This window comes from Proteus sp. G2609, assembly GCF_963896135.1.
GTDB lineage: Bacteria > Pseudomonadota > Gammaproteobacteria > Enterobacterales > Enterobacteriaceae > Proteus > Proteus mirabilis.
Genome location: NZ_CAWQNB010000003.1, coordinates 15,714 through 41,760 on the forward strand (window position 1 = coordinate 15,714; position 26,047 = coordinate 41,760).

At 40.3% G+C, this 26,047-nt stretch carries 22 protein-coding genes and 1 tRNA gene; 6 read left to right on the forward strand and 17 right to left on the reverse strand.

Annotated features, from left to right (window positions below; all coding sequences use genetic code 11):
* Positions 1–15 precede the first annotated feature (15 nt).
* The 3 genes from hpaC to AACV01_RS00520 all read left to right on the forward strand — a co-directional run bounded on the left by hpaC (position 16) and on the right by AACV01_RS00520 (position 3,111).
* Positions 16–534, forward strand: coding sequence for a 4-hydroxyphenylacetate 3-monooxygenase, reductase component (gene hpaC / locus AACV01_RS00510; RefSeq protein WP_004244949.1), 519 nt, complete (start codon positions 16–18; stop codon positions 532–534).
* Positions 535–1,157: 623 nt separating this feature from the next.
* Entirely contained in the window at positions 1,158–2,636 is a 1,479-nt protein-coding gene (gene dtpB / locus AACV01_RS00515) for a dipeptide/tripeptide permease DtpB (protein ID WP_004244950.1), read from the forward strand.
* 262 nt (positions 2,637–2,898) lie between these two features.
* A complete protein-coding gene (locus AACV01_RS00520) occupies positions 2,899–3,111 on the forward strand; it encodes a TM2 domain-containing protein (RefSeq protein WP_004244951.1) in 213 nt (70 codons plus the stop codon).
* A gap of 90 nt (positions 3,112–3,201) precedes the next feature.
* Here AACV01_RS00520 and fbaA read toward each other — a convergent pair whose 3' ends face one another.
* The 12 genes from fbaA to AACV01_RS00580 all read right to left on the reverse strand — a co-directional run bounded on the left by fbaA (position 3,202) and on the right by AACV01_RS00580 (position 19,623).
* The gene (fbaA, locus tag AACV01_RS00525) at positions 3,202–4,281 is read right to left on the reverse strand and encodes a class II fructose-bisphosphate aldolase (RefSeq protein WP_046334617.1); all 1,080 of its coding nucleotides are present in this window, start codon (positions 4,279–4,281) and stop codon (positions 3,202–3,204) included.
* Between the two features lie 64 nt (positions 4,282–4,345).
* Positions 4,346–5,509 carry a phosphoglycerate kinase gene (pgk, locus tag AACV01_RS00530; protein ID WP_004247314.1) on the reverse strand — a complete coding sequence of 388 codons (1,164 nt, stop codon included), beginning with the start codon at positions 5,507–5,509 and terminating at the stop codon, positions 4,346–4,348.
* 102 nt (positions 5,510–5,611) lie between these two features.
* Entirely contained in the window at positions 5,612–6,631 is a 1,020-nt protein-coding gene (epd, locus tag AACV01_RS00535; protein ID WP_004244954.1) for an erythrose-4-phosphate dehydrogenase, read from the reverse strand.
* A 258-nt stretch (positions 6,632–6,889) separates the two neighbouring features.
* Positions 6,890–8,884: a transketolase gene (gene tkt / locus AACV01_RS00540; protein WP_004244955.1), complete on the reverse strand. Its 1,995-nt coding sequence runs from the start codon at positions 8,882–8,884 to the stop codon at positions 6,890–6,892.
* A 336-nt stretch (positions 8,885–9,220) separates the two neighbouring features.
* Positions 9,221–9,667 (reverse strand): ParB N-terminal domain-containing protein, encoded by a 447-nt coding sequence (locus tag AACV01_RS00545; protein ID WP_004244957.1) that lies wholly within the window; start codon positions 9,665–9,667, stop codon positions 9,221–9,223.
* Between the two features lie 2 nt (positions 9,668–9,669).
* Complete coding sequence (locus AACV01_RS00550; protein WP_004244958.1) at positions 9,670–10,797, reverse strand: ABC transporter substrate-binding protein; 1,128 nt, start codon at positions 10,795–10,797, stop codon at positions 9,670–9,672.
* A gap of 10 nt (positions 10,798–10,807) precedes the next feature.
* Entirely contained in the window at positions 10,808–12,019 is a 1,212-nt protein-coding gene (locus AACV01_RS00555; protein WP_161682285.1) for an MFS transporter, read from the reverse strand.
* 1 nt (position 12,020) lies between these two features.
* Positions 12,021–13,178, reverse strand: coding sequence for an NAD/NADP-dependent octopine/nopaline dehydrogenase family protein (locus tag AACV01_RS00560; protein WP_161682287.1), 1,158 nt, complete (start codon positions 13,176–13,178; stop codon positions 12,021–12,023).
* A complete protein-coding gene (locus AACV01_RS00565; RefSeq protein WP_046334620.1) occupies positions 13,175–14,191 on the reverse strand; it encodes a PLP-dependent cysteine synthase family protein in 1,017 nt (338 codons plus the stop codon). The genes AACV01_RS00560 and AACV01_RS00565 overlap by 4 nt, the downstream gene beginning before the upstream one ends.
* An 11-nt stretch (positions 14,192–14,202) precedes the next feature.
* Complete coding sequence (locus AACV01_RS00570; RefSeq protein WP_060554493.1) at positions 14,203–15,606, reverse strand: Y4yA family PLP-dependent enzyme; 1,404 nt, start codon at positions 15,604–15,606, stop codon at positions 14,203–14,205.
* Positions 15,607–15,617: 11 nt separating this feature from the next.
* Complete coding sequence (locus tag AACV01_RS00575; RefSeq protein ID WP_161682289.1) at positions 15,618–17,729, reverse strand: TonB-dependent receptor; 2,112 nt, start codon at positions 17,727–17,729, stop codon at positions 15,618–15,620.
* A 10-nt stretch (positions 17,730–17,739) separates the two neighbouring features.
* On the reverse strand, positions 17,740–19,623 hold the full coding sequence (locus AACV01_RS00580; protein ID WP_161682291.1) for an IucA/IucC family protein: 1,884 nt from the start codon (positions 19,621–19,623) through the stop codon (positions 17,740–17,742).
* A gap of 213 nt (positions 19,624–19,836) precedes the next feature.
* Between AACV01_RS00580 and AACV01_RS00585 the strand changes: the two genes are divergently transcribed.
* Positions 19,837–20,673, forward strand: a complete 837-nt coding sequence (locus tag AACV01_RS00585; protein ID WP_004247306.1) for an HpcH/HpaI aldolase/citrate lyase family protein — start codon at positions 19,837–19,839, stop codon at positions 20,671–20,673.
* 70 nt (positions 20,674–20,743) lie between these two features.
* Here AACV01_RS00585 and AACV01_RS00590 read toward each other — a convergent pair whose 3' ends face one another.
* The 4 genes from AACV01_RS00590 to dnaQ form a co-directional block, all read right to left on the reverse strand.
* A complete protein-coding gene (locus AACV01_RS00590) occupies positions 20,744–21,538 on the reverse strand; it encodes an ABC transporter ATP-binding protein (RefSeq protein WP_060554491.1) in 795 nt (264 codons plus the stop codon).
* The gene (locus AACV01_RS00595; RefSeq protein ID WP_237584979.1) at positions 21,538–22,518 is read right to left on the reverse strand and encodes a FecCD family ABC transporter permease; all 981 of its coding nucleotides are present in this window, start codon (positions 22,516–22,518) and stop codon (positions 21,538–21,540) included. The genes AACV01_RS00590 and AACV01_RS00595 overlap by 1 nt, the downstream gene beginning before the upstream one ends.
* Positions 22,519–22,993: 475 nt before the next feature.
* Positions 22,994–23,070: transfer RNA gene (locus AACV01_RS00600), tRNA-Asp, on the reverse strand.
* A 122-nt stretch (positions 23,071–23,192) separates the two neighbouring features.
* Positions 23,193–23,951: a DNA polymerase III subunit epsilon gene (gene dnaQ, locus AACV01_RS00605; RefSeq protein WP_004244974.1), complete on the reverse strand. Its 759-nt coding sequence runs from the start codon at positions 23,949–23,951 to the stop codon at positions 23,193–23,195.
* A 65-nt stretch (positions 23,952–24,016) separates the two neighbouring features.
* Here dnaQ and rnhA point away from each other — a divergent pair, with 65 nt between their 5' ends.
* A complete protein-coding gene (gene rnhA / locus AACV01_RS00610) occupies positions 24,017–24,496 on the forward strand; it encodes a ribonuclease HI (protein WP_004244975.1) in 480 nt (159 codons plus the stop codon).
* A gap of 24 nt (positions 24,497–24,520) precedes the next feature.
* Here the strand turns inward: rnhA and AACV01_RS00615 are convergent, their stop codons facing one another.
* Positions 24,521–25,234 carry a class I SAM-dependent methyltransferase gene (locus tag AACV01_RS00615; RefSeq protein WP_004244976.1) on the reverse strand — a complete coding sequence of 238 codons (714 nt, stop codon included), beginning with the start codon at positions 25,232–25,234 and terminating at the stop codon, positions 24,521–24,523.
* 37 nt (positions 25,235–25,271) lie between these two features.
* Here AACV01_RS00615 and gloB point away from each other — a divergent pair, with 37 nt between their 5' ends.
* On the forward strand, positions 25,272–26,027 hold the full coding sequence (gloB, locus tag AACV01_RS00620) for a hydroxyacylglutathione hydrolase (protein WP_046334626.1): 756 nt from the start codon (positions 25,272–25,274) through the stop codon (positions 26,025–26,027).
* Positions 26,028–26,047 lie beyond the last annotated feature (20 nt).

A 26,047-nucleotide genomic window follows, 5' to 3' on the forward strand; every position in this document is an offset into this window, starting at 1 on the left:
CAGTAGGAGTAAAAAATGTCTGATGAAAAACAGGCTAACCCACTTTTTCGAGATGCAATGGCAAGCTTAGGTGCTGCCGTTAATATTGTCGCAACTAATGGTGATGCAGGATGCTGTGGTTTAACAGCAACAGCAGTATGTTCAGTTACCGATACTCCACCGACAGTGATGATTTGCATCAATAGTAAAAGCCAAATGAATAGTACGTTTCAAGAAAATGGCAAATTAAGTATCAATATTTTAAATCATGAACAAGAAGAGATGGCTTGCCATTTTGCCGGTATGACAGGTCTGGCAATGGCTGATCGCTTTACCCAACCAGGATGGCAATATGGCGCATTACAGCAACCGATATTAACCAATGCACTCGCTAGCCTAGAAGGTGATATTTACGATGTACGCCAAGTAGGTACTCACTTTGTTTATATGGCAGAGATAAAAAATATTGCGGTTCGAGAAGATGGCGATGGCTTAATTTATTTTAAGCGTCGCTTCCATCCTGTTAAACATAAATTAGTCCCAACCACCGCTTAATTAGCTAATATTAAAAACAAAAACGCACTTTATTATTTTGAAGAGAGTATCAATTTAAATCCTTCATTATTAATAAAGGCGTTTTTATTACCTTTGTTAAATTTTAAATAATTACCCGCACTTCATGCATATTTATTTCATTTTATCCTAAAATAGAGCCATCAGCGTTTTATTAAACTATTTTTAACATCTGTTTGTTATAAAAGAAATTATTAAAATTATAAGAAAACTTTTTCTTTAGAAAATCAATTAGTCACGATATAAATATCCCTTCCACTCTATTTTTATGCTTATATTTTATCAGCTTTATTAAGCTTAAAATATAAACAAAACAGGCTCTTTTTGGTGATTATTTATACCAAAGATCAATTAAATCGCTTTAATTGAAAATAAATTAATGACTATTTTTTTCAATCTGGTATTAATCTTACTAACAGTGTGATCAACCTTTGAGAAGTCATTCTATCAATATATTAGTCTACCGGACTTACTGATCACCATCTTAAATTTGCAAACATCACTCTAAATACAACAGATAATGTTATCAGGGTGTAACATTCATCGTGAATTTGAGTAAATAGCATCGTTGTTGAAAATAAATAATAATTAGGGGCATTAAAGATATGGATAAACCCGCTAAAGTCGGTTTATTACAACAGCCTAAACCATTCTTTATGATTTTCTTTGTGGAATTATGGGAACGTTTTGGTTACTACGGCGTACAAGGTATTCTTGCCGTTTATTTTGTTAGTAAACTCGGATTCTCTCAAGAACAAGCTTTTATTACTTTTGGTGCATTCTCCGCATTAGTTTATGGGCTTATTTCTATTGGTGGTTATGTTGGTGACCATCTATTAGGTACTAAACGAACCATTGTTTTAGGGGCTATCGTATTGGCTATCGGTTATTTTATGACCGGCATGTCAATTATGTATCCTAATTTAATCTTTTATGCTTTAGCCACTATCGCAGTAGGTAACGGTTTATTTAAAGCAAACCCAGCAAGCCTATTAGCTAAATGCTATAAACCTAAAGATCCCCGTCTTGATGGTGCATTTACACTATTTTATATGTCGATTAATGTTGGTTCATTAATCTCCTTATCTATTGCCCCCGTTCTTGCCGATCGCTACGGCTATGCGCTGACTTATAATATTTGTGGTATCGGCTTAATAATGGCCATATTGGTCTATTTTTTCTGCCGTAAAATGGTCGTGAATATTGGTTCTGAGCCAGATCACCTGCCAATGAATTTCAACAAACTGCTATTAGTTATTGCAGGCTCTGTCGCTATGGTCTTTATTTGTGCATGGTTGTTGCACAATGTGATGATTGCTAACATCGTTTTAATCAGCTTGTCTATTGTTGTGGTTATCATTTATTTTCGTGAAGCCTTTAAACAAAAAGACAGAGTGGCACGTAATAAAATGTATGTTGCATTTGTTCTGATGTTAGAAGCTGTTATTTTCTATATTCTCTACGCTCAGATGCCAACCTCACTTAACTTCTTTGCTATCCATAATGTTCACCATACCCTGTTAGGCTTTGATATTAACCCGGTGAGTTTCCAAGCATTAAATCCATTTTGGATCATTATTGCCAGCCCTATCTTAGCAATGGCTTATAGCCATTTTGGCGCGAAAGGCAAAGATTTATCCATGCCGGCAAAATTTACCACAGGTATGCTTTTATGCTCATTAGGCTTCCTAACCGCTGCCGCTTCAGGTATGTGGTTTGCTGATGCTCAAGGTTTAACATCACCTTGGTTTGTTGTACTGATTTATCTCTTCCAAAGTCTAGGGGAATTGATGATCAGTGCATTAGGCTTAGCGATGATTGCCGCTTTCGTACCGCAATATATGATGGGCTTTATTTTAGGTATGTGGTTCTTAACACAAGCGACGGCTTACCTGTTAGGAGGCCATGTAGCAACCTTTACCGCCCCACCTGAAGGTATTACCGATCCACTACAAACACTGCCTATTTATACTGATGTGTTTGGCAAAATCGGTATCGTTACCTTAGTGGTTGGCTTGATTATGTGGGCAACAGTACCTTTACTAAACCGCATGATGAAAGAAGAGAGTAAAATGATTAAGTAAATAAGCAAACACCTTTGCTTATCACAGACAAAGCGCCTAGAAAGGCGCTTTTTTTATCTCTTATAAAAACGCTTAGCGATTAAATCTTCTACAACCTTAATCTTTTATTATTTATGATTAGTGATCTTCTCTTTTTTTCTTTTTTCTGGTTTTAATCTATCTTATAAATAGTACCTTTAATTGAAACTGACAATATTTAGCATTGTCTAATAATCAATATTCATGATTAAAAACCAATGATTGGTAATAGGAGCAGATATTAATGAATGATAAAAATAAGCTAGCAGCCGCATTATTAGCTATTTTTCTTGGTGGGCTAGGAATACATAAATTCTATCTTCGTAAAGTAGGAATGGGGATTTTATATCTCATTTTTTGCTGGACGGGGATACCCGCTATTATCGGTTTTATTGAAGGAATTTATTATCTGTGTATTTCAGACCAAACCTTTAATGACAAATATAACCGAAACTAAATAGCCCAATACCATCGTACCTAGTGCTAACAACCAACAAAAAACCCGCATACTAAGCGGGTTTTTTAGGTGTATTACAATAAAATTGTATTACAGAACATCAATCGCATTTAGCTCTTTAAATGCTTGCTCTAAACGAACAACCATTGATGTTTGACCATGACGTAACCAGTTACGTGGATCATAGTATTTCTTGTTAGGTTTATCAGCGCCTTCTGGATTACCTAATTGGCTTTGTAAATAGCCTTCGTTCTGTTTGTAGAACTGTAAGATACCGTCCCAAGTTGCCCATTGAGTATCGGTATCGATATTCATTTTAACAACACCGTAGCTTACAGCTTCTTTGATTTCTTCTGCAGATGAACCAGAACCACCGTGGAAAACAAAGTTTAAGCTATTGTGTGGCAGATTGTATTTCTCTGACACATAGTCTTGTGAGTTACGAAGAATTTTTGGTGTTAATTGAACGTTACCTGGTTTATAAACGCCGTGAACATTACCAAATGATGCAGCGATAGTGAAACGTGGGCTGATAGCATTTAGTTTTTCATAAGCGTAAGCAACGTCTTCAGGTTGGGTATATAGCGCAGAGCTATCCATACCTGTGTTATCAACGCCATCTTCTTCACCACCAGTACAGCCTAATTCGATTTCTAAAGTCATATCGATTTTAGCCATACGCGCTAAATATTTAGAACAGATTTCAATATTTTCTTCTAATGACTCTTCTGATAAGTCAATCATATGAGAAGAGAATAGTGGTTTACCTGTTTTCGCATAGTGTTTTTCACCTGCATCTAACAGACCATCAATCCAAGGTAATAGCTTTTTCGCACAGTGGTCAGTGTGCAAAATAACAGGAACACCATAGTATTCTGCCATTTGGTGTACATGGTGAGCACCAGAAATAGCACCTAGGATAGCCGCTTGTTGTGGCGCTTCAGCTTTAAGACCTTTACCTGCGATAAATGCAGCACCACCATTAGAGAATTGAACAATAACAGGAGAACGCACTTTCGCAGCTGCTTCTAATACAGCATTAATTGAGTCTGTACCTACGCAGTTAACTGCAGGCAGAGCAAAATTATTTTCTTTTGCTACTGCAAATACTTTTTGTACATCATCACCAGTGATGACACCCGGTTTTACGAAATCAAAAACTTTAGACATGTAATAAGATCCTATATTTGGAACAGGCAGAGTTTTACACTCTACCTGTATGAGCGTGACTTAATTACTGTTTAGCGCGTTCTTCCAGCATAGCAACCGCAGGAAGCTTTTTACCTTCTACGAATTCTAAGAAAGCACCACCACCGGTTGAAATGTAAGAGATTTTATCTGCGATATCAAATAAATCGATAGCCGCTAATGTATCACCACCGCCAGCGATAGAGAAAGCATCACTATCAGCAATCGCTTTAGCAATCACTTCAGTACCTTTACGGAAGTTAGGGAATTCAAAGACACCCACAGGGCCATTCCACAGAATGGTTTTGGCGTTTTTCAGGATTTCAGCTAAACGTTCAGCCGTCACATCACCGATATCTAATACTTGTTCATCATCTTTGATGTCATTTGCTGATTTCAGTACAGCTGGCGCTGTTTCTGAGAATTCTGTCGCGACACGGACATCTGTTGGTACTGGAATATCGCATTTTTCCATTAATTTTTTCGCATCGTCAACAAGGTCTGCTTCATATAATGAACGACCTACAGAATGACCTTCTGCTGCGATAAAGGTGTTAGCAATACCACCACCAACGATTAATTGGTCAGCAATTTTTGATAATGAATCTAAAACTGTTAATTTAGTAGATACTTTAGAGCCACCAACGATAGCCACCATTGGACGCTCTGGTTTATCTAATGCTTTGCCTAATGCTTCAAGCTCTGCTGATAACAGAGGACCCGCGCAAGCGATATCCGCAAACTTAGCAACACCGTGTGTTGACGCTTGAGCACGGTGAGCCGTACCGAATGCATCCATGACAAAGACATCACATAATGCAGCATATTGTTTAGACAGCGTTTCGTCGTCTTTCTTTTCGCCTTTATTAAAACGAACGTTTTCAAGTACAACTAATTCACCTGCATTAACATCAACACCGTTTAAATAGTCTTTTGCTAGGCTAACGGGTGCAGATAATTTCTCTTTCAGATAGTCAACAACTGGTTTTAAAGAGAACTCTTCGTTGTACTCACCTTCAGTAGGACGGCCTAAGTGTGAAGTTACCATAACTTTAGCGCCTTGTTTTAAAGCCGCTTCAATAGTCGGTAATGAAGCACGAATACGTGCATCTGAAGTTACTTTTCCATCTTTCACTGGAACGTTCAGGTCAGCACGAATTAGTACTCGTTTACCGGCCAGGTCTAAATCGGTCATCTTAATTACAGACATGATGAATCCTCTCATTGATTCTCTAAAATTTAGTAATCTTCTGTTCAGTACCGCGCATTATCACATAATGTGCTATTGCTGAGTACCGTCATTAATACATGATTATTTAAAACCAGTTGCAGCCATAGCTAACGTCGTATCAAGCATTCGGTTAGCAAAGCCCCATTCATTATCACACCAGACTAACGTTTTAATCAGATGCTGCCCACTGACTCTTGTTTGTGTACCATCAACAATGGCACTATGAGGATCGTGGTTAAAATCTGTTGAGACTAATGGCAATTCTGTGTAATCCACTATACCACGAAATGCGCCAGTTGCTGATTTTTGAATTAACTTATTGACATCTAACACATTTACAGCATTTTTTACCGTGACACTTAAATCAATTGCTGTCACATTAATTGTAGGAACTCGTACAGAAATTGCCTCGAAATGATCTTTAAATTTCGGGAAAATCCGTGTAATACCGGCAGCTAATTTGGTATCAACCGGAATAATCGATTGTCCTGCGGCTCGTGTACGACGTAAATCTTTATGATATGCATCAATAACAGGTTGATCATTCATCGCAGCATGGATTGTCGTCACTGTACCTGACTCTATACCAAAAGCATCATCCATCATTTTAATAATCGGGATAATACAATTTGTGGTACAAGAGGCATTAGAGACGATGCGGTGCTGTTTTTTCAGTTCATGTTGATTAACACCGAATACCACCGTAGCATCAAGATCTATCGTTCCCGGATGAGAAAAGAGCACTTTCTTTGCCCCTTGTGCAATATGCGCCTCACCATCGGCACGAGATCCATAAACGCCACTACAATCAAGTACCACATCAATACCTAACTCACCCCAAGGTAAGTCTGCAATATCGGCATGATGGAAAAGACGGATTGCATCATCACCCACTTGCAATAAGTCATTATTAACACGAATATCCCAAGCAAAGCGACCATGGCTTGAGTCATATTTAAGCAAATGAGCAATACCTGTCGCATCAGCCAATTCATTTATTGCAACAACGCTTATTTCAGCCCGCTTTCCAGATTCATAAAGCGCTCTTAACACATTACGCCCTATTCGACCAAAACCGTTAATAGCAACTCTAATTGTCATGTAACTTCCTTGATAACTCGTAATTACGCAACCGCCTAGAATAATCGAGCAATTGACTAATCAACAACGATAAATCAAGTAAAACTAAAAAATGTGCGGTCACCGACATTTTTAGCACAACTGAAACGGTTCAGCTTATTGGTATTCAGATTACGAGAAATGAGAGAAAATCGCAATAGCAAAAAAAGGGGGAAGCATAAAAAAAGAGCACATCTGAGAAATTATTCCCAAAAATGTGCTCTTGTTAACATTTATTGATTATTTAAGTAGAGTTTTTGCCTGTGTAACCACATTTTCAACAGTAAAACCAAACTCAGCAAACAGTTCGTTTGCAGGAGCAGATTCACCGAAGCTATGCATACCGACAATCACACCATCAAGACCAACATATTTAAACCAGTAATCCGCAATACCCGCTTCAATAGCAACACGAGCTTTAACCGCTGCAGGTAATACTGCTTCACGATAATCAGCATCTTGTTTATCAAATGCATCTGTTGCTGGCATTGAAACCACACGGACTTTACGGCCTTCTGCTGTTAATTGATCGTAAGCATTAACAGCTAATTCAACTTCAGAACCCGTAGCAATAAAGATAAGTTCAGGTGTACCGTCACAATCTTTCAGGATATAACCACCCTTCTCGATATTAGCCAGTTGCTCTGGAGTACGTGGCTGTTGAGCAAGGTTTTGACGAGAGAAGATGAGCGCAGTTGGACCATCTTTACGCTCAACAGCGTATTTCCATGCTACTGCTGACTCAACTTGGTCACATGGGCGCCATGTACTCATATTTGGTGTTACACGCAGACTTGCCATTTGCTCAACAGGTTGGTGAGTAGGACCATCTTCACCTAAACCGATAGAGTCATGGGTATAAACAAAGATACTGCGGATTTTCATCAGTGCAGCCATACGTACCGCATTACGTGCATATTCCATAAACATCAGGAAGGTAGCGCCGTAAGGAACAAAACCACCGTGTAATGCAATACCATTCATAATGGCAGACATACCGAATTCGCGAACACCATAATGGATGTAGTTACCGGCTTTATCTTCATTTAATGCTTTAGAGCCAGACCACATAGTTAAGTTACTTGGTGCAAGGTCAGCAGAGCCACCCATAAACTCAGGTAAAACTTTACCAAACGCTTCTAATGTATTTTGTGATGCTTTACGGCTAGCAATACTCGCTGGGTTATGTTGCAACTGTTCAATAAAGGCTGTTGACTCTTTTTCCCAATTTGCAGGTAATTCGCCAGACATACGACGTTTAAATTCAGCTGCTAATTCAGGGAATTGTGCTGCATACTCAGCAAATTTAGCGTCCCACGCAGCTTCTTTTGCTTTACCAGCTTCTTTAGCATCCCACTCTTTGTAGATCTCTTGTGGAATTTCAAAAGGACCATACTCCCAGCCCAGAGCTTTACGAGTTTCTGCAATTTCTGCATCACCTAATGGTGAACCGTGAGAATCGGCAGTGCCTGCTTTATGAGGAGAACCAAAACCAATGGTGGTTTTGCAAATTAACAGTGAAGGCTTATCAGTAATTTGTTGTGCGGTTTCAATCGCAGCTTTAATACTCGCTGCATCATGACCATCAATACCACTAATAACATGCCAGCCATACGCTTCGAAACGTTCAGCAGTATTATCAGTAAACCAACCATGTACTTTACCATCAATAGAAATGCCATTGTCATCGTAAAATGCAATCAGTTTACCTAACTGTAAAGTACCTGCTAAAGAGCATACTTCGTGAGAGATACCTTCCATCATACAACCATCACCCATAAAGGCGTAGGTGTAGTGATCTACGATATCGTGACCAGGACGGTTAAATTGAGCCGCTAATGTGCGTTCTGCGATCGCAAAACCTACTGCGTTAGCAATCCCTTGACCTAAAGGACCCGTGGTAGTTTCAACACCTGGGGTATAACCATATTCTGGGTGACCCGGTGTTTTAGAATGCAGCTGACGGAAATTTTTTAGATCATCTAAAGAAACTTGATAACCAGACAGATGTAATAAGCTATAAATCAGCATTGAAGCATGGCCGTTAGATAAAACAAAACGGTCACGATCTGCCCAGTGAGGATTAGTTGGATTATGATTTAAAAAATCACGCCATAATACTTCTGCAATATCAGCCATGCCCATAGGTGCACCAGGGTGCCCTGATTTGGCTTTTTGCACTGCATCCATGCTTAAAAAACGGATCGCATTTGCAAGGGTTTTACGAGTGGTCATTTTCTACTCCAAGTCGGATAAAAAGCATCTAGATAGCTGATTCTCTCAATGCGGGCAAAAAACCGCAATATAAAAAATCCACAAAGGTGGCTATCGTAATCAGTGAAAATCAATAATTCTTTGATTTAAACAGCATTTATTACGATAAACGCGGGAAATAACATTACACCACCACATTGTTGCGCAACAAAAATGAAAAATGACTTTTATTTGCGCAATTAAGAAGTATCTTATTAAACCTTAGCTTGATACGACTAATCAAGCTAAAATTACGTTGCTGTTTTATCCATCAAATCAAATAAATACTAAGCTATTTAATTTTCCCGCTGTTAATGGTCACCTACCAACACCTAACTTGAAAACATTCAGATGATTACTGGCTATTTTTTCAACTAACTGTTCAAGCGGAAAATTAACGGCCGGAAGGCTTGGAGAAAATAGATGTCGAGTGGTTTTATAAGGGAAAATATTACCTTGCTTTAATATCTGCTCCCTTATTCTTAATGGGCTAAACGCTCGTCCATTCTGCCAATCATACACAGTTATGCGTGTATCAGTGTAATCAAGCAACACACAAGGAATATAAGTGAGAGCAAGATGATGAGCGACTTGATACCTATGATTACCGTCCATAATAATTCCGGTCTCTTTTTCAATGGGTATAGGTGTTGTCCATCTTTGGCAACGGACTATTTCCTTAGTTAAAGCTTCAACATGAGCCATGTTGACTTCTTCTGAAGGACGGAGCAAGGCAATGGGATATAACACGACATCATACTCCATATTTACCTCCCCTCTTTTTCCAAATCAATCATATATCCCGGCTGATATGAGATGGGTAGAAATTCTTGATGTAAACGACGGAATGTGTCATCAGGATCAAGATCAGCAAATAATTGGGGATGTATCCACTTAGCTAGCTGCTGGATAGCAATAACATCATAGGGACTATTATAAAACTGATGCCAAATAGCAAAAAATGCGCCACGACGGCGAGCGTTACTATCAACATAAGCAGGGCGAGTCGTAAACCATGCGAGTCGATGTTTAGATTGTTGAATATTAATCCCCGGCCCAAGTGGGATCCACTTTCCACCCGGCACAAATGCCTGAAAATTGCCGCTGGTAATAATCACAATATCGGGATTTGCAACAACCACTTTTTCTGGATTTAGCGTAAAAAAGGTTCCCGGAGCAAGATGGTCGGCAATATTATCCCCCCCCGCTATTTTAACAAAACGGCCAAAACTCCCTTTACCAAAGGTCATACAGCACTCTTCTGAATAACCCCCAAGACGCTCTAAAAATACTTTTGGCAATGCCCCCTGTAATTGTTCAACTCGAGATGTCACTCGTTGTAACTCTTTATCACGGAATGTTAAATAAGCTTCTGCGCGATCTGGTTGGCCAAATAATTTACCAAATAACGTCACTGTTGGAGGAATGTGTGCAATAGGATCATAGCGAAAGTCGACATAAACAATGGGAATACCCGCTCGGGCTAGTGCAGCTTCGTGTCCAGCATCAACAATAGTATTGCGTGCGTCCATATTCATGATGATGACATCAGGTTGCAGATTAATCGCCTGCTCTATATCAAACGTTCCTTGTTCGCTGCCACCAAAGGTAGGGATTTTTGCCAACTGTGGAAATTGTTGTCGGTACTGCTGCCATGTGGCCGGATCGGACTGTATTAAATCTTTTCGCCAAGCGACTATCCTTTGTGCTGGATTTTCTTTATCAAACATAGCCACTAAATAAAGCTGTCGTCCTTCCCCCAAAATGACGCGCTGTACCGGTAATTTGACATTCACGGTTCTGCCAAGTAGATCAGTAACAGGTGTTACAACTTGCTGTGAGTAAGCCATTGATGAATACAACAATACAATAGAAAATATAAATCGTAATATCATGATTAATAACCTATTTTTGGTTAGTGTTTTTTGAAGAGTAACTCATTTTCAGCGTAATAATTAAAGTAATGCAATACATCACCGCCACACACAAAAACAACGTGGTCAACCCAGGCCAAACAAGTATTCCGCCCCCCAGCGCAATACCAACAATAGAGGCAAACTGGCTAATACTTTGCACCAGTCCCAAAATATAACCCTGTTTACTTTCAGCGGTTGAGCGAGATATTAATGCGGTTAGTACTGGCGTTGTTGCCCCAAGAAGAATGCCCCACAAAAAATAAAGTCCGATAAACCAGCTTATTTCTCTTACTGCTGCTAGCAGTAAGGTCACAATAAAACATCCCGCAATGATCCCCACCATTCGATAGAGTGCATGAGATATGTTGTGTGCTTCAAACCATCTTGCCCAGAGGGAGGCTGAGACAATCACACCTGTAGCCTGCAATCCGTAAGCGACCCCTGTTAACCAGTTAGGGGCATTAAATACGCTACTGACATAAAGAGAAAAAGGGGTTTGTGTGATCATGCGGCTCATTAATAACAAACCCAGTACGGTAAGTAAGCCAACAATGACGCTGTGGTTAATTGATGATATCGCTTTTGCTTTATTTGTTGAGGAAGTGACGCAATTGGATGAAGCGTGGCGCGGTAAATCATTCGGTAATATGAAAAAAACCAGTAGTGCACATAACGTACAAATGATAAATGCCCCGAAGTTTATCCAAAAGAAACTCAGTAAATCGAGGATGGCCCCACCAGCAATGGCTCCAGCTAACGATCCTGCATTGGTAGATACTTGTAACCATGCCAAAAGCCGAGTACGTTGTGCTATGGGGATCATGGCAATACCATAAGCTTGAGCAGGTGCAATATACCCCGCACAAGTTCCCTGTAAAAAGCGTAGTAGCAGTATTACCCAGACATCATTGGCAAAAGCGAGCCCCAATTGCGTTAATGCAAGCCCCATCAGTGCACGGATCATCATCACTTTATTGCCAGTTTTATCGCCTATTCGTCCCCAAAAGGTACTGGTTAGCATAACGCCCAACATAGGTGCGATATACACGCCGGTTCCCACGATACTCAGTAGCTCTGTCGACGCCATACTTTCGAGATGAAGCGGCCAAAAAGGGCCACTCATTTCCATGGCTCCCATTGAGAGTAGCTGTACGATAAATAAAAACTGGACAATAAAAATGACACTGCCGGTAACACGCATACTATTTCACCCTTATTATTGGCCAATCCATTGGGATCTGAGGGTGAGGCAAATTTCCTCCCATATAACCACAACACCAATCATATATTTCTCTTATATAGGGTATTGGTACTCGAAGACGTTCCCCAAGAGCAACAAGAAGCGCTAGTCCATAGGCAATGTCTTCCTGAAAAACCCGATGTTGTTTGTCAAAAATATAACCATGGGATTGTGCTGTAGAAATAAGAGGTAAAGGAATACCCTGATAGGCCTTATTCGTTCGTAACACACTAAGTAATGTTCGCGGATCAGCAATTGAGTCCGCATATGCGGCTACTATTTCCTGCTGTAATGGTTGCACGGAACTGAGATTAATCCCCAATACAATTTCTGCTTTATTACATAACGCTTGATTCTCCCTATCACAGCGGGCAAGAAAATAGGCACCCAACTCAGGGCAATCGTTCCACCAACATGGAATGCTCTCAAAAGGCCTATTGTGCCACTGTCCCCATGGACCGATAAGGCCATAGATAACAGAGCTGTGCATAATAGGGTTTCCAGGCGTTAGGGTAATTTCTAGATAATCGGTCAGTAGCGTAATAGGTGAGTCATAAAGTTGTTTGAGGTAATTGAGAAGAAGATTGGCATATTGCGGTTTTTCTCTTCCATGCACAGCTACATAGAGTTGTGATTTTCCGCCCCCCATTCTGACACTTTTTCCCGGTTGCAGATCAAATGCAATATGGGGAACATCTTTCATTCCCCATATAACAATATTGGGTGCATCGCCTAACGTTTTTTCAGCCAGCCAGTCAAAGCCAGCAAAACCGGGAATGGCGCCCACAAAGATGTTTTTATGTTTCGGCAGTATTGGCGCCATACGTTGAAGTAAACTTTCACGTACATGACTTGGTGTCGTAATAATGATGATATCTGCCTTAGAGCACGCCTCATCAATAGCTTCTGTCATCCTAACTGAGCGGGTTTTAATAACTTGACCATCAGGCATCACCGCCTGAAGTTGATGATCATTTTCTTTATATGCTGTCACAGTTTCTGAGCGACTGCTGTAAAGAGTGACGTCAATCGCAGGATTTAAGCTAAATAAAATTGCCGCAAGATGCCCTGTACGACCGGCTCCACATAGTGTTACTCTCAATTTCTCATTTGGGATCATCTGCTATCCCCCAAACAAGTTGGCAAAGAAAACCAATTATCAAGTTGTTCCCAGACTGACTCCGATATTAGATTTCGCTCTTTAAGCCATGTGTCATTAAAAATCGTCTGCAGATATTTTTCACCACCATCAGCCATAGCAAGTGCAACATTTCCGCAAATTGTACTGTTATTAATCAACTCCAGCGCTTTATATACCACTCCCCCTGTAGAGCCACCAACCAGTAAACCAAAACGACGAGCAAGGTAACGAGCCGTTTCAAAAGCACATACATCAGAGACTTGTTCGCCATAATCAATACAACTGTAATCCAACACTAACCCCACTGTATCGCCTTGTGGGGTGCCTGTACCTGATTGATAGTATGGTTTACCGGGTTTTCCGAATATGATGGAGCCTTCCGGCTCTACGGCAATGGTTACAAGATCTGGATTGTGAACCCTTAATCCATGGGCTATCCCTGTCATAGAGCCCCCGGTACCTACACATCCAACCCACGCATCAATTTTGCCTATCTGACTAATAAGTTCACGTACCAGATCTGCATATCCTCCGGCATTGGCTGCATTATCTGATTGATTCATAAAGATAGCGCCGGGAATTTCATTGGCGATTTCAGCCGCCATACGTTGGCGTTCCACAACAGCAACTTCATTTTCACCATAGTCGCCTTTAACGTAGCGGATCTCAGCACCCAAAGCGCGCATGATAGCAATTTTATCTTGGGCAGCATGGTGATCGACCACCGCGATAAATCGAAGCCCAAATTCGATAGCAGCGATTGCCAACCCAATGCCAGTATTTCCTGATGACGACTCCACAATTGTACTACCAGGCTTGATCTTTCCAGATTTCAGTGCCGCAACAACCATATTTCTCGCCATGCGATCTTTCATACTGCCTCCGGGATTATTTTTCTCCACTTTGATATAAAGACGCGTATCCGATTGCAGCAGCGGTAATTGAATGATAGGAGTATTACCAATTAAATCAGTTACTTTGCTAAAAACCATATTAAAAGTCCTTAATTATCAATGGTAAATATAGGTTTTTGATGTGAGTTTATGACCGCAGTTAATCTTGTGGGCAACGGATGCCGATGAAATTGATTTTCCAGTAAATCCATTTGGTAACCTGCGGTATTAGCAAATATCAGTAAATCACCTGGCTTTGGTAGGTGTGCAAAAGCGATCAAACGATTGGTGATAACATCGTCGTCCAAACAGCTATGGCCCGCAATCCAAGCATTTCCAGCAGAAGAAAGTGGCTGATGGTTATTTTGATAAATATGGAGAGGATCACTTAAGAATTCAGAATTAAACCACGTTTCACATGCGCTAAAACTAGTTCCTTCGACAAAAATAACATGTCCGACATGATCATATGGACGAACTCGACAGACACGAAATACACTGATCGCACTTTGATTAACCAAGCTCCTTCCGGGTTCAAGGCAAAGTGTTAATCCCTCCTCAATTAATGCATCACAAACTCTTTTACCTGTGGGATCGACTCCGGTTAGAAACTCAGTGAGCCAGCCTTGGGCATTTATCTCTCCACCATATGGATAGAAAGAATCAGGAATTCGTCGAGTACGATAGTCTTTATGTGTTTGCGTAGAGAGCCATTTCTTATAACAATGACTGTCTACATACTGAACAGGTAACCCTCCCCCAATATCGATAATATAAGGGGAGTAACCCAAAGCACGTGCGTAGCTAATCAAGGGTAAGGTATCAAAAAAAGCCTTGATCCTAGATACCGAAGAGTAACCACTAAGATGGAAATGGAATCCATCAACCTTTACTTGGTCACTATAATTAAGTTTCTCAAGCGCTGTCATGATCTCAGCGGATGACATACCAAAACGACTGATATGATTAGACTCAGGACGAAAACGCAGCAGTATACTTATACGTCCTGATGGACTTATCCACCTTGTAGCAAGGTGAATAAGCTCGTCCATTTCCTCAATAGAATCAATAACAATCCGCGCCCCTTGCACTATTAACGCCTGTAAAAACGCCGTTGTTTTGGCAGGGCCTGTGGCACACAACTCTGTACCTCTACATCCCGCACGAATAGCATCGTTGAGTTCATATAGGCTAGAAACATCAGCCCCAGTTCCCGCAGCAACAGCGGCTTGTAATAATGACTGTGATTTATTGACTTTAACCCCATAATACAAATTGGTTTGTATACCAAATGTTTTGGCGACTTCGACCATGGCATTAACGTTCTGCTCCACAGTATGAGGCCAGACAATATTAAGGGGTGAACCATATATCTGTGTTAAATGAACAAGGGTATCAGGGGATGTCTCCAACCAACGGATAATAACCGGATCGATATAAGGGGGTAATGCTTGGGTTATAGCGATCTGCCAAGATTCATTTGCTCGGTAATAAGTATTTAACAACGAAGACATATGGAACCCTCTTAGAAGTCAACACTTACCGAGGCAAGGAAAGTACGTGGTGCTCCCTGTGCAATAGTGGTATATGACGCGACACCAGACCAGTAATGGTGATTAAATAGATTCTGTACATCAAAACGGAAAGTGGTAGGCGCACCATACACACGTGTTTTATAGGAGGCTCCCATATCTACCGTTGTCCAAGAATTGATAGACTGTGTATTTGCCTGATTGACATATTGCTTTGCGCTATAATTGACATAACTGTTTAATGACAATCCATGCAAAATAGGAAGGTCATATTCCACTCCCACATTTGCTTGTAGAGGAGAAACGCCAACGGGTTTGTTACCACGGATATCAGATTTAGGCGATTTGATAAGTTCGGCATCAATAAGAGAAAGATTGCCTGAGATTTGTAAATTATCCAGCACCTGCGCAGAAAGATTAACTTCAACGCCTCGATTTCGCTGCTCACTATTAGCATTGAATATATTATCAGTGCTGTCGATAGCACCACTAGGCTTGGTTATCTGGAAAAGAGCCAAGCTGCTTTGTATTCCCGCGTTATCATACTTAACTCCAACTTCGTACTGTCGCGAGCGGTAAGGACGCATCACTTGGCCGGCATTTTTTGCAAAACTCGGCGCTATATCACCTTTGCTTAACCCTTCAATATAGTTGGCATAGAGCGAAACAGACTCTAAAGGATGGTATACCAGCCCCAACATTGGCGTCACTGCTGATTCATCATAAGTGGCCGAACGCTGTCCATTAACCATAAAGTTATCGGCCTGCACTCTTTGCAAACGTATCCCAGGGATAATATCTACACTGCCATTCAATATGGTCATGATGTCCGAAACGGCAAGACTAGTTAATTGACTAGAAGATGCTTTGGGAACGCTTGCTGGAGACGATGGTAGGGTAACATCGACTTCTGATGGTGAATAAATATTAGAAATCACCTTTTGTTTTCCTACATTACCCGCAACAGCAAGACGGTCATGATAATAGCTGGCCTGTAATGTCATCTGATGATCAATAGCGCTCGTTGAAAAGTAACTTCTGACACCGGTTTCAAAAATATAACGATGTACATTAAAGCGATAATTAGTAATTGTCGATTCAACATCTCCATTGTCGTTAATAATCTTTGGGGTTTGCTCAGAGATACGTGAAACGATTGAGCGACCACCACCAGCATTCATGAAAAGTGTTAGATTATCGTTAAGCTCGTATGAACTGTGCAGTAATACGCCCTGATCGCGGGTGTTCCACCACATCCCTTTTTGGGCAATATTGCGTCGACCATTAGGGGCCTTAGGAACATCGATACCCGCTAAGACAATAAAAGGACGATTAGGTGATTTGACATATTGATATTGATCGAATAAATCAACTGAAACGGTGAATCCATCTTTTCCATAGTCAAGAGCGAGTGCACCTAATGCCGTTTTTTTATGAGTATTATCAAGCGCCAGATCTCCACCACTACCACCACCATTAAATCGGACGCCCCACATTTCACCGTCTGGGGTTACCCACAATTTACCTACATCTATATAGGCACCAAGTTGATTATCAGATCTCCAAGTGGTAGTAATCTGTTTAGTTCCCTGACGAGTAGGTCTTTTCGTCACCGCGTTAACAACACCGCCAACCCCGCCATTGGGGGAGATACCATAAAGCCCCGCCCCAGGCCCTTTTAGTAATTCTATTCGCTCTAAATATTGAGGTAATAACTGATAATTTGGCGCTACACCATAAACACCATTGAGGGCAACTTCACCAATATTGCCTTCCCCGATAGGGAATCCTCGGATCATAAAGGAATCAAGAATACCACCTGACGGAGATGTCACTTGAACGGATGGATCATCTTTTATTACATCGCCAAGTGTTTTAGCCTGTCGTTGCTCAATATATTTCGAGGTATATCCCTTAATACTAAATGGAATATCTTGGATATCTTTATTTCCCAATAAACCTATGTTGGCTTGTTGTGATAACCTACCTTTAGTTTGGGGGTTAACGCGCTCTGCGTTAACAATAATTCTCTCTTCCGCGCTGACGAAATCAGGAATTAAACTTGCTGCAATAGTCAATGCTAAAAAATGTTTGTTTGTGATCATTATTATTCTCTCAGATCTTAGAGTTATCTACTTGTTCACCAGCTAACGGATTGTTAAGTCCATGCTGAAGACGGTAATCAGTATATTGCTGTAAATGCATGCTCATTAATGAGCGGGTATACCAAGGGTGGTGGAGAAAATGTTCACGCTCTTTGTGCCAAAAATCCGCCTCTACTCTGGGTTGAAGTGCTTTAAACACAAGTTCAAGCTCTTCGCCGATCACAGTCCATATGCGGGTATCAGGGATGTCATAAAGTTGAGTTAAACAAAGCGCAATTTCATGTAAATGGCTGACAAGACAAGCATCTACAACGAAGGTTCTGACAGGTTCAATATCATCTTCAAACACCGTGGGTAAAATGCCGGGCCATATATAAGGTTGAAGCTCATAACCTTGCTGACGCAGTGCTGGAGCCCAACTGCGTCCATCACCAAAATCACGAATAAGCATGGTGACCGCACGACCGGAATCATCAAACAAAACTTGCGTATTTTGTTGGTGTGCCTCAAGGGCAATGCCATAAATTAAATACATCGCTAAAACCGGTTTCAGTATGACTTTGGTATAATTACGAAACCATGTTTCAGGTAAGTCGCCTGATAATGCGATCAGCTCGCTGATAAGGGGTTGGGGTTTATGTGGGAGTTCAGTAAATAATGATGCAACTGTGATAGCGATTAAATTATTGTTTCTTTCCCATGCTTGCGTATCACGAAATACAACCGAGAGAAACTTACCTTCAGCGTCATCCATACGCACGTTATGACGGAAATGCCACGCCACTTCTTCTCGGAAAAAGTCCAGCTTGCCATCAAAATCCTTATCCACCCGCAAAATATCCTCAATAATCGTACTAATACGTGGCCCCATATGAATAGATTTGGCTTGAAGGCTGCGCATTTCGCTAGTCATCCAGATAGCAACAGGTAATTTGATAAAGGGTGATCTAGATGCGGTAGGAAGCATGGTTCTAAACGACATGGATGCCGCGGTCTCAAGTTGAGGGCCTAATGGTAGAAGAATGCCTTCATCTATTTCTTTTGAGAAATGCGCAATGATCCAGTGTTCAAGATGCCAAGGATGCAGAGGAATAGGTAACCATTTTTGTGGGTTTTGGTGTTGACTTGTAAGCCACTCACACCATTTATTCCAAACGGTTGGAAAAGCCGATGAAAACCATTGATGGATATCCTGAATATGGGGCATCTTCTCACAATAAACCATATCGCTTTGTATGGCTGCGATACGCAGATTAACTCGTGCACCAAATTCAGCTGATAGTGCGACAATATCATCATCGCTTAAACCGGGTCTAGACTTCCAAGTTGGGTAATAAGAATGACCTTCAAGAGCGCCCCACTGATCGAGAAAAGTTGCACCATCACGCCGACTGTAATGACGAGTTATCCATTCAATAAAACAAGATGTTCCCTCTTGTGCCATCTCATTAGAAATCATATCCCGCCACTTTGACCGATGTGCTCTAGCTAATCGATCATTATGGATACTGTTTGCTACATCTTTATTGAATTTTGTCATTCCCTCCGTTGTAGGGGTGAAACTAAGTTCGTTTTTCAGTATCCCCATAAGTTCTTCATGGGATTGCACCATTCGGTGGCGGCCATCCATTGATTTAAGGATAATATCACCGCGATTAATAACTGTATTTGCAGGAAAAACGGTCGTTTGATTAAATTGAAGGATATGTATCCCATCAGAAAGCGGGTACTTAACGTTATTTTCATCATTGAAAACTTGCAGTTTATTATCATCCAATAATTTTTCTGCAAAAAGACAGCGAATGATACGAGCAAGGGCATTACGTGTTGAAAAATCTGTTTGTATAGCAGTTTGTTGCCCTGCAATACTCTTTTTCTCTACCGTCTCCATCATTTTTCTCCCAAAGAAATAAGGCTTAAACAATTAATTTAAATTTATCTATCTTGGGGGGTTACTTAACCTTTTTTTACTTTTTCGAGCGTCTTGAAAAAGGTTGATGAGTAAGCTACCATCAGAAAATGATGATGTAAATAATAATCAATCTCATTCTCATAATTATTCGTTTTTATGGAAGATACATTATATTTATTACTAAGGTAGGTAAATATGAACGAAGAGATTAGCTATCTGTTTGTCCCTGCTAATAAAAAAGTTATGATTTCCAAAGCGTTAACTTATGGTGCAAATGCGATCATTCTTGATCTTGAAGATGCGGTTCATCCTGATGAAAAACCGCTCGGACGTGACAACATTCAAAATTGGCTAACGACAATAAATAACACCATCATTAACACCAGTATATATATCAGAATAAATCATCCTAAAGAGAAAGAATTTAAAAACGATGTTGATCTATTAAATTCATTAAATGAAACGCTAATGACAGGAGTAATGATCCCAAAACTGGAAGATGCGGAAATACTTTCCTATATAAAATCAAAACTTCATCTGGCTATATCAAAGCGACCATTTATAGGCATTATAGAAACAGCGCGTGGAGTGCACCATTGTGAAGAGATTGCCAATAGTGGTGTAACGAGATTAGCATTCGGCTCATTAGATTACTCACTAGATATTGATTGCCAACAAACAGCAGAAGCGTTGCTATACGCAAGAAGCCGAATCGTTATCGCTTCACGCATTGCCAACCTTATCTCCCCTATTGACTGTGTCACCCCTGAATTTTGCACACCTAATACATTATTAATGGATGCCAACCATGCTCGCGCTCTTGGGTTTGGCGCTAAACTCTGTATTCATCCAGATCAAATAGATACTGTTAATAAGGCATTTAAACCTACTGAGGAAAAAATTAAATGGGCGCAAGAAGTGGTTAAGCAATCAACAGCCAGTTATGCTTTTCAGATTAATGGGGAGATGATTGATTTACCTTTAATAAAACAAGCCACGCGTATTATCAATGGTAAATATAAACCAAATTGAATCTATCAAAGACCACCCAAATAAGTATAGTCATCATATCAAATACAATTATTTGAGTGGTTTAAAAATGCTATATATCATTTATCATCCCATCAATTAATACCTGTGAATGGCCTCTAGAGCATCGTTCAATACGGGCGCTAACGCGATAAACATCGGCGAGTATTTCTGGTGTGATCACCTCAGTTGGTAAACCATTGGCAACTAACTCCCCATTTTTAAGCATTAATACATACTCTCCATGGCGTAATGCAATATTAATATCGTGAACAACAACCACAGTAATCATATTACGTTTCTTGGTTTCTCTCGCGATTAATTCCATCACATGAAACTGATAATTAAGATCGAGTGCGCTGAGTGGTTCATCTAGCAATAATAAACTTGGTCGTCGAATTAGTGATTGAGCAAGCCCCACCAATTGTTTCTGCCCACCGGATAATTCGTCAAGATATCGCATAGCTAAATGTGAAATTCCCAGTTGTTCTAATAGATCTATAACTTCACCATTCGCTGAATGAGAACGATGTTCACCTAAAGCTCGTCTTGCAACCAGAATTGACTCCAAGACACTCAAATGAACACCCGCAGGTAGAGTTTGTGGCAAATAAACCACCTGCTCTGCTCGTTTAGAAAAAGAGAGGGAGAGTAATTCATCATCACCAAGAAAAAGCTTTCCTTGTGCGCTATTAAGCCCAGCAAGCGCCCTTAACAACGTCGATTTACCACTGCCATTAGGCCCCAAAAGAACAGTAATTTTCCCTCGTGGAAGCAGTGAGACCGTTAATTCTTTAATTATTTCTCGCTTCGCATATCCCGTAGAAAGCTTTTCAATACGCAACCCAGCATTCAATCCCGTATTCATTATATTCTCCCGCGATGACGCAAAATGATACTAACAAAGAAAGGGATACCCACAAGAGAAGTCACAATTCCCACCGGAATAATCACACCAGATAAAAGGTTTTTGGAGGCTAAAGAAGCTATCGATAATACCAATGCGCCAATAAGGGCACTTGCGGGCAAATAAAAACGATGATCTTCGCCAACCGTCATCCGAGCAATATGAGGTGCGACTAATCCAATAAAACCTATTGGGCCAACAAATGCCACCGCCAAGGCAGAAATGATGCTAATACGAAGTAATGTTGTTAGGCGTAAGCGTCTGACGTTGATCCCAAAGCTCATCGCACGATCTTCCCCTAGACGAAGAGCTGTCAGTTTCCAAGCATTCATCAATGACAAGGGGAAGATAATCACTAATACAACCAATAAAATGTATAACTTATCCCACGATGCCCGATTAAGGCTACCCATTGTCCAGAACACTAATCCCTGAAGCGTATCTTCGTTAGCGATAAATTGCATAATGGAAACGGCAGCATTAAAAGTAAACACTAACGCTATGCCAAAGAGAATAATTCCAGAGGTAGAAACTCGCATCCAACGTGAGATAAAGTCCAGTAACAACGTTGCCAGTAATGCGAAAATAAACGCATTAACTGAAATAAACCACTGAGCAGGAACCCCCGGAATACCAATTCCTAAAACAATCGCTAAAGCAGCACCAAAAGCAGCGGCAGAAGAGACGCCAAGCGTAAAGGGACTTGCCAGCGGGTTATTGAGTATAGTTTGCATTTCAGCACCCGCTAACCCGAGTGACATTCCAACGATAACCGCCATAAGGGAGTAAGGTAGCCTGATATCCCACACAATAACCCGAGTACCAGCATCGGCAATTTCTGGCGATATTAGTGTATTCCACAGTTCAGTCAGCGATAATCCTGAAGGCCCTAAAGTAAAATCAAGGATCAAAACGCTACATAACACGCCCCCTAATATCATTAAGTAAAAGAAACGACGAAGTATCTGTCGCTGATATTCCTTCACTACCCTTGCTTTTGTTGTTTTACTTGAGTGTTGTTTAGACGCTCTATTTTCGCTCATTGAATGTTAGCCTGTTAGTTACCCCACGCTAGGTATAAGCGATATTATAGCAAGCTAATGCGAATTAAAACTATAACGATAATAGTTACCATTCTCAATAATAAGATGTAATAGGTAAAATAAAGCTACCAGTTGATATGAATTGCTCTTATTTAATAGGCAAATAATAGTGGCGTTATAAATGGAGGTAGAAAACAGAGACAAAAGTAATAAACTTAGATATCTGTAATAGAAGACGTGAGTGTCGACAGAATACTGACTAAATAAGTTAATGATACTATTTTTATTTTAGGCAAAAAAAAACCGCATCAGCATAAAGCGATACGGTTTCTAATTATTTTGATGTCAATTAATACATCAAAATGATAAATTCTGGCGGAACGGACGGGACTCGAACCCGCGACCCCCTGCGTGACAGGCAGGTATTCTAACCAACTGAACTACCGCTCCGCGTATCCTTTCGGACGAGATGAATATTACGAATCTCTTACCTTGTCGTCAACTATTTTTCTAACAAAAAGATGCGTTTGGATAGTTTTTAATCTCAACACTCTATTTATATCACTTTACCTTTATGCAGTTTCATCATTCGAAGCAGGAGCTGGACGCCATAAACAGTGGCCTCCTTTTTTCACCACTAAATCTAACCGAGCTTCGTGCGCAACTAACTCTTCTGCAGAGGCTTTTATTACTCTTAATCCACGCACTGGTCGTACAATACGTTGTATATCATCCCCTTTTTGCTCTTCGTTCGGTTCACCTTCCATTGAAAAAGCTAATGCGGTTTGCCCACCGGTCATAGCTAAGTAAACATCAGCGAGGATCTCGGCATCTAATAATGCGCCGTGCAGTGTTCGTTTGGAGTTATCAATTAAATATCTGTCACATAACGCATCTAGATTATTGCGTTTGCCAGGAAATAACTCCCTTGCCATAGCAAGGCTATCGGTTATTTGGCAAAAAGTTTCTGTGAGAGGAATATCACGGTTAAGCTTCTGAAACTCATAATCCATAAAGCCGATATCAAACGAGGCGTTATGGATAATTAATTCTGCACCACGAATATACGCTAAAAACTCATCTGCTATTTCTGCAAATGAAGGACAATCCTCTAAAAATTCGTCACTGATCCCGTGAACTTCAAAAGCTTCAGGATCAACCAGTCTTTCTGGTTTTATATAAACATGGAAATTTCGCCCAGTTAAGCGACGATTGATAACCTCAACGGCACCAATTTCAATGATATTATGGCCTTCATAGTGAACGCCCAGTTTGTTCATACCGGTTGTTTCGGTATCTAGTACAATTTGTCGTGTGATTGGAGTGCTCATAATCCGTTTTTATGTCAGACTTAGGGTTAATTTTTCGTATTACTTAAAAAGGATAAGTCGCCTTTATGCACAAGCAGGTAGAAATATTCACCGATGGTTCATGTTTAGGCAACCCAGGTCCTGGTGGTTATGGTGCAATTTTACGCTACCAACAGCATGAAAAAACCCTTAGTGAAGGTTTTTTTATGACCACCAATAACCGCATGGAACTCCTTGCTGCTATCGTAGCATTAGAAGCGTTAAAATTCCCTTGTAAAATTACACTGACTACGGATAGCCAGTATGTCAGACAGGGAATTACCAAGTGGATACATAGTTGGAAAAAACGCCAATGGCGTAAAGCAGATAAAAGCCCTGTGCTGAATGTTGATTTATGGAAGCGTCTTGATAAAGCCATTGAGCGTCATGAAATTGAATGGCATTGGGTTAAAGGTCATGCAGGCCATGACGAAAATGAACGTTGTGATGAACTGGCCAAAGCGGCCGCGCAATCTCCCACAAAAGAAGATACTGGCTATCTAGAAAGTCAACAAGATAAAACCTGAGAGTAATAACGGCAGATAGTGATATTAATCAGGTCGATTACGTGTAGCGCCTAAAACTCTGCCTTTTACACTCATACGCGGTAATGCAAACTTCATCGCGGTGGGTGTTAAAGGAAGCGTTCTTTTACGTGCTAATATTAAATTTAAACATCCCCCGACATGATAGCGCTTACCATCACGTTTTACAGGACGGGAAAATGGCATAATCTGGAAGTTCTGTTGTGTTATCACTTCATAATTAAGCACACTTAGCCAATCAACTTGGCGACGAAGTGAAAACATCCGACAATAATAGGGCTGTTTATGCCGTAAAATAGGCGTACATTTTCCTATACCTAATAGGCTGATAGGATTAAAACTTGATAGGATGATCCAACCGTCATCCACTAATACACGATCGGCTTCTCTTAATAACCAATGAGGATCTGCACTGTAATCTAAAACATGAGCCATAAGACAGACATCAACCGATTTATTTTCAAATGGCAGATAATTGAGAGACGCCATAACATCTGTGTTTGTCGTCGTTGTAGTCACGTTAACTTGATGTGAGACCATACTGGATTTAGTATCGAGTTCAGCACTAAGTTGACCTAATTTAAGCATATGAAAACCGTATATTTTCGGCCACCAATTTTGTAATCGCAATTCAATTGCCATACGGTAATATTCTCCCCAAGGAATATTACGCCAAGAGCTTGGCATACAAATTGGTTTTCCCGAACGCGCTGCTTTCATCGTTTAACCCTTTTATATTTATAAGTAAGGTAACTTTATGGAGCTTATCAGAATTCCCGCTTTATCCGATAACTACATTTGGCTATTAAGTAATGAAAATAGTGAATGTGTGATTGTCGATCCTTCCCAAGCCAAACCGGTTATAGACATCATCTCACAACGTTCATTAACACCTGTCGCTATTTTGTTAACTCATCACCACGAAGATCATGTCGGTGGTGTTGCTGGGTTGGTTAGTAAATATCCTAACATTGAGGTTTTTGGTCCACAAGAAACACAAACTAAAGGCGCTAATAAAATTATTCATGATCAAGAACACATTATTGTTGATTCTTTTTCTTTTTTCGTTATCGGAACACCAGGCCATACATTAGGTCATGTCGCCTACTATAGTGAACCTTATTTATTTTGCGGTGACACGCTATTTTCCGGCGGTTGCGGACGTTTATTTGAAGGTAGTGCACAACAAATGTTTAGCTCATTACAAAAGTTAATGGCATTACCTGATAACACCTTAATTTGTTGTGCCCATGAGTATACATTAGCTAACTTGACCTTTGCGCACCATATTATGCCAAAAAATCCTGATATTACCGATTATTTAAACAAAGTTACTGAAATGCGCCATCATTTGCAACCAACAGTGCCGATAACACTGAAAAATGAAAAGAATATTAATCTTTTTCTAAAATCTGACGATATTGATTTACAAAGAATTTTAGGTATAACTTCTAATACTTATGCTCCAATAAAGACATTTACAAAATTAAGAGAATTAAAAGACAACTTTTAGTTCCTATCGGTTGTTTTATT

Bases quoted from the DNA above. Each gene is read 5' to 3' on its own strand.
- AACV01_RS00520 (WP_004244951.1), top strand. From the start codon at position 2,899: ATGAATGATAAAAATAAGCTAGCAGCCGCATTATTAGCTATTTTTCTT.
- tkt (WP_004244955.1), bottom strand. From the start codon at position 8,884: ATGACCACTCGTAAAACCCTTGCAAATGCGATCCGTTTTTTAAGCATG.
- AACV01_RS00560 (WP_161682287.1), bottom strand. From the start codon at position 13,178: ATGATCCCAAATGAGAAATTGAGAGTAACACTATGTGGAGCCGGTCGT.
- AACV01_RS00580 (WP_161682291.1), bottom strand. From the start codon at position 19,623: ATGATGGAGACGGTAGAGAAAAAGAGTATTGCAGGGCAACAAACTGCT.
- AACV01_RS00595 (WP_237584979.1), bottom strand. From the start codon at position 22,518: ATGATATTAGGGGGCGTGTTATGTAGCGTTTTGATCCTTGATTTTACT.
- AACV01_RS00545 (WP_004244957.1), bottom strand. From the start codon at position 9,667: ATGGAGTATGATGTCGTGTTATATCCCATTGCCTTGCTCCGTCCTTCA.
- dtpB (WP_004244950.1), top strand. From the start codon at position 1,158: ATGGATAAACCCGCTAAAGTCGGTTTATTACAACAGCCTAAACCATTC.
- AACV01_RS00590 (WP_060554491.1), bottom strand. From the start codon at position 21,538: ATGAATACGGGATTGAATGCTGGGTTGCGTATTGAAAAGCTTTCTACG.
- epd (WP_004244954.1), bottom strand. From the start codon at position 6,631: ATGACAATTAGAGTTGCTATTAACGGTTTTGGTCGAATAGGGCGTAAT.
- AACV01_RS00550 (WP_004244958.1), bottom strand. From the start codon at position 10,797: ATGATATTACGATTTATATTTTCTATTGTATTGTTGTATTCATCAATG.
- AACV01_RS00565 (WP_046334620.1), bottom strand. From the start codon at position 14,191: ATGGTTTTTAGCAAAGTAACTGATTTAATTGGTAATACTCCTATCATT.
- rnhA (WP_004244975.1), top strand. From the start codon at position 24,017: ATGCACAAGCAGGTAGAAATATTCACCGATGGTTCATGTTTAGGCAAC.
- dnaQ (WP_004244974.1), bottom strand. From the start codon at position 23,951: ATGAGCACTCCAATCACACGACAAATTGTACTAGATACCGAAACAACC.
- AACV01_RS00575 (WP_161682289.1), bottom strand. From the start codon at position 17,729: ATGATCACAAACAAACATTTTTTAGCATTGACTATTGCAGCAAGTTTA.
- AACV01_RS00570 (WP_060554493.1), bottom strand. From the start codon at position 15,606: ATGTCTTCGTTGTTAAATACTTATTACCGAGCAAATGAATCTTGGCAG.
- AACV01_RS00615 (WP_004244976.1), bottom strand. From the start codon at position 25,234: ATGAAAGCAGCGCGTTCGGGAAAACCAATTTGTATGCCAAGCTCTTGG.
- hpaC (WP_004244949.1), top strand. From the start codon at position 16: ATGTCTGATGAAAAACAGGCTAACCCACTTTTTCGAGATGCAATGGCA.
- AACV01_RS00585 (WP_004247306.1), top strand. From the start codon at position 19,837: ATGAACGAAGAGATTAGCTATCTGTTTGTCCCTGCTAATAAAAAAGTT.
- gloB (WP_046334626.1), top strand. From the start codon at position 25,272: ATGGAGCTTATCAGAATTCCCGCTTTATCCGATAACTACATTTGGCTA.
- fbaA (WP_046334617.1), bottom strand. From the start codon at position 4,281: ATGTCTAAAGTTTTTGATTTCGTAAAACCGGGTGTCATCACTGGTGAT.
- AACV01_RS00555 (WP_161682285.1), bottom strand. From the start codon at position 12,019: ATGCGTGTTACCGGCAGTGTCATTTTTATTGTCCAGTTTTTATTTATC.
- pgk (WP_004247314.1), bottom strand. From the start codon at position 5,509: ATGTCTGTAATTAAGATGACCGATTTAGACCTGGCCGGTAAACGAGTA.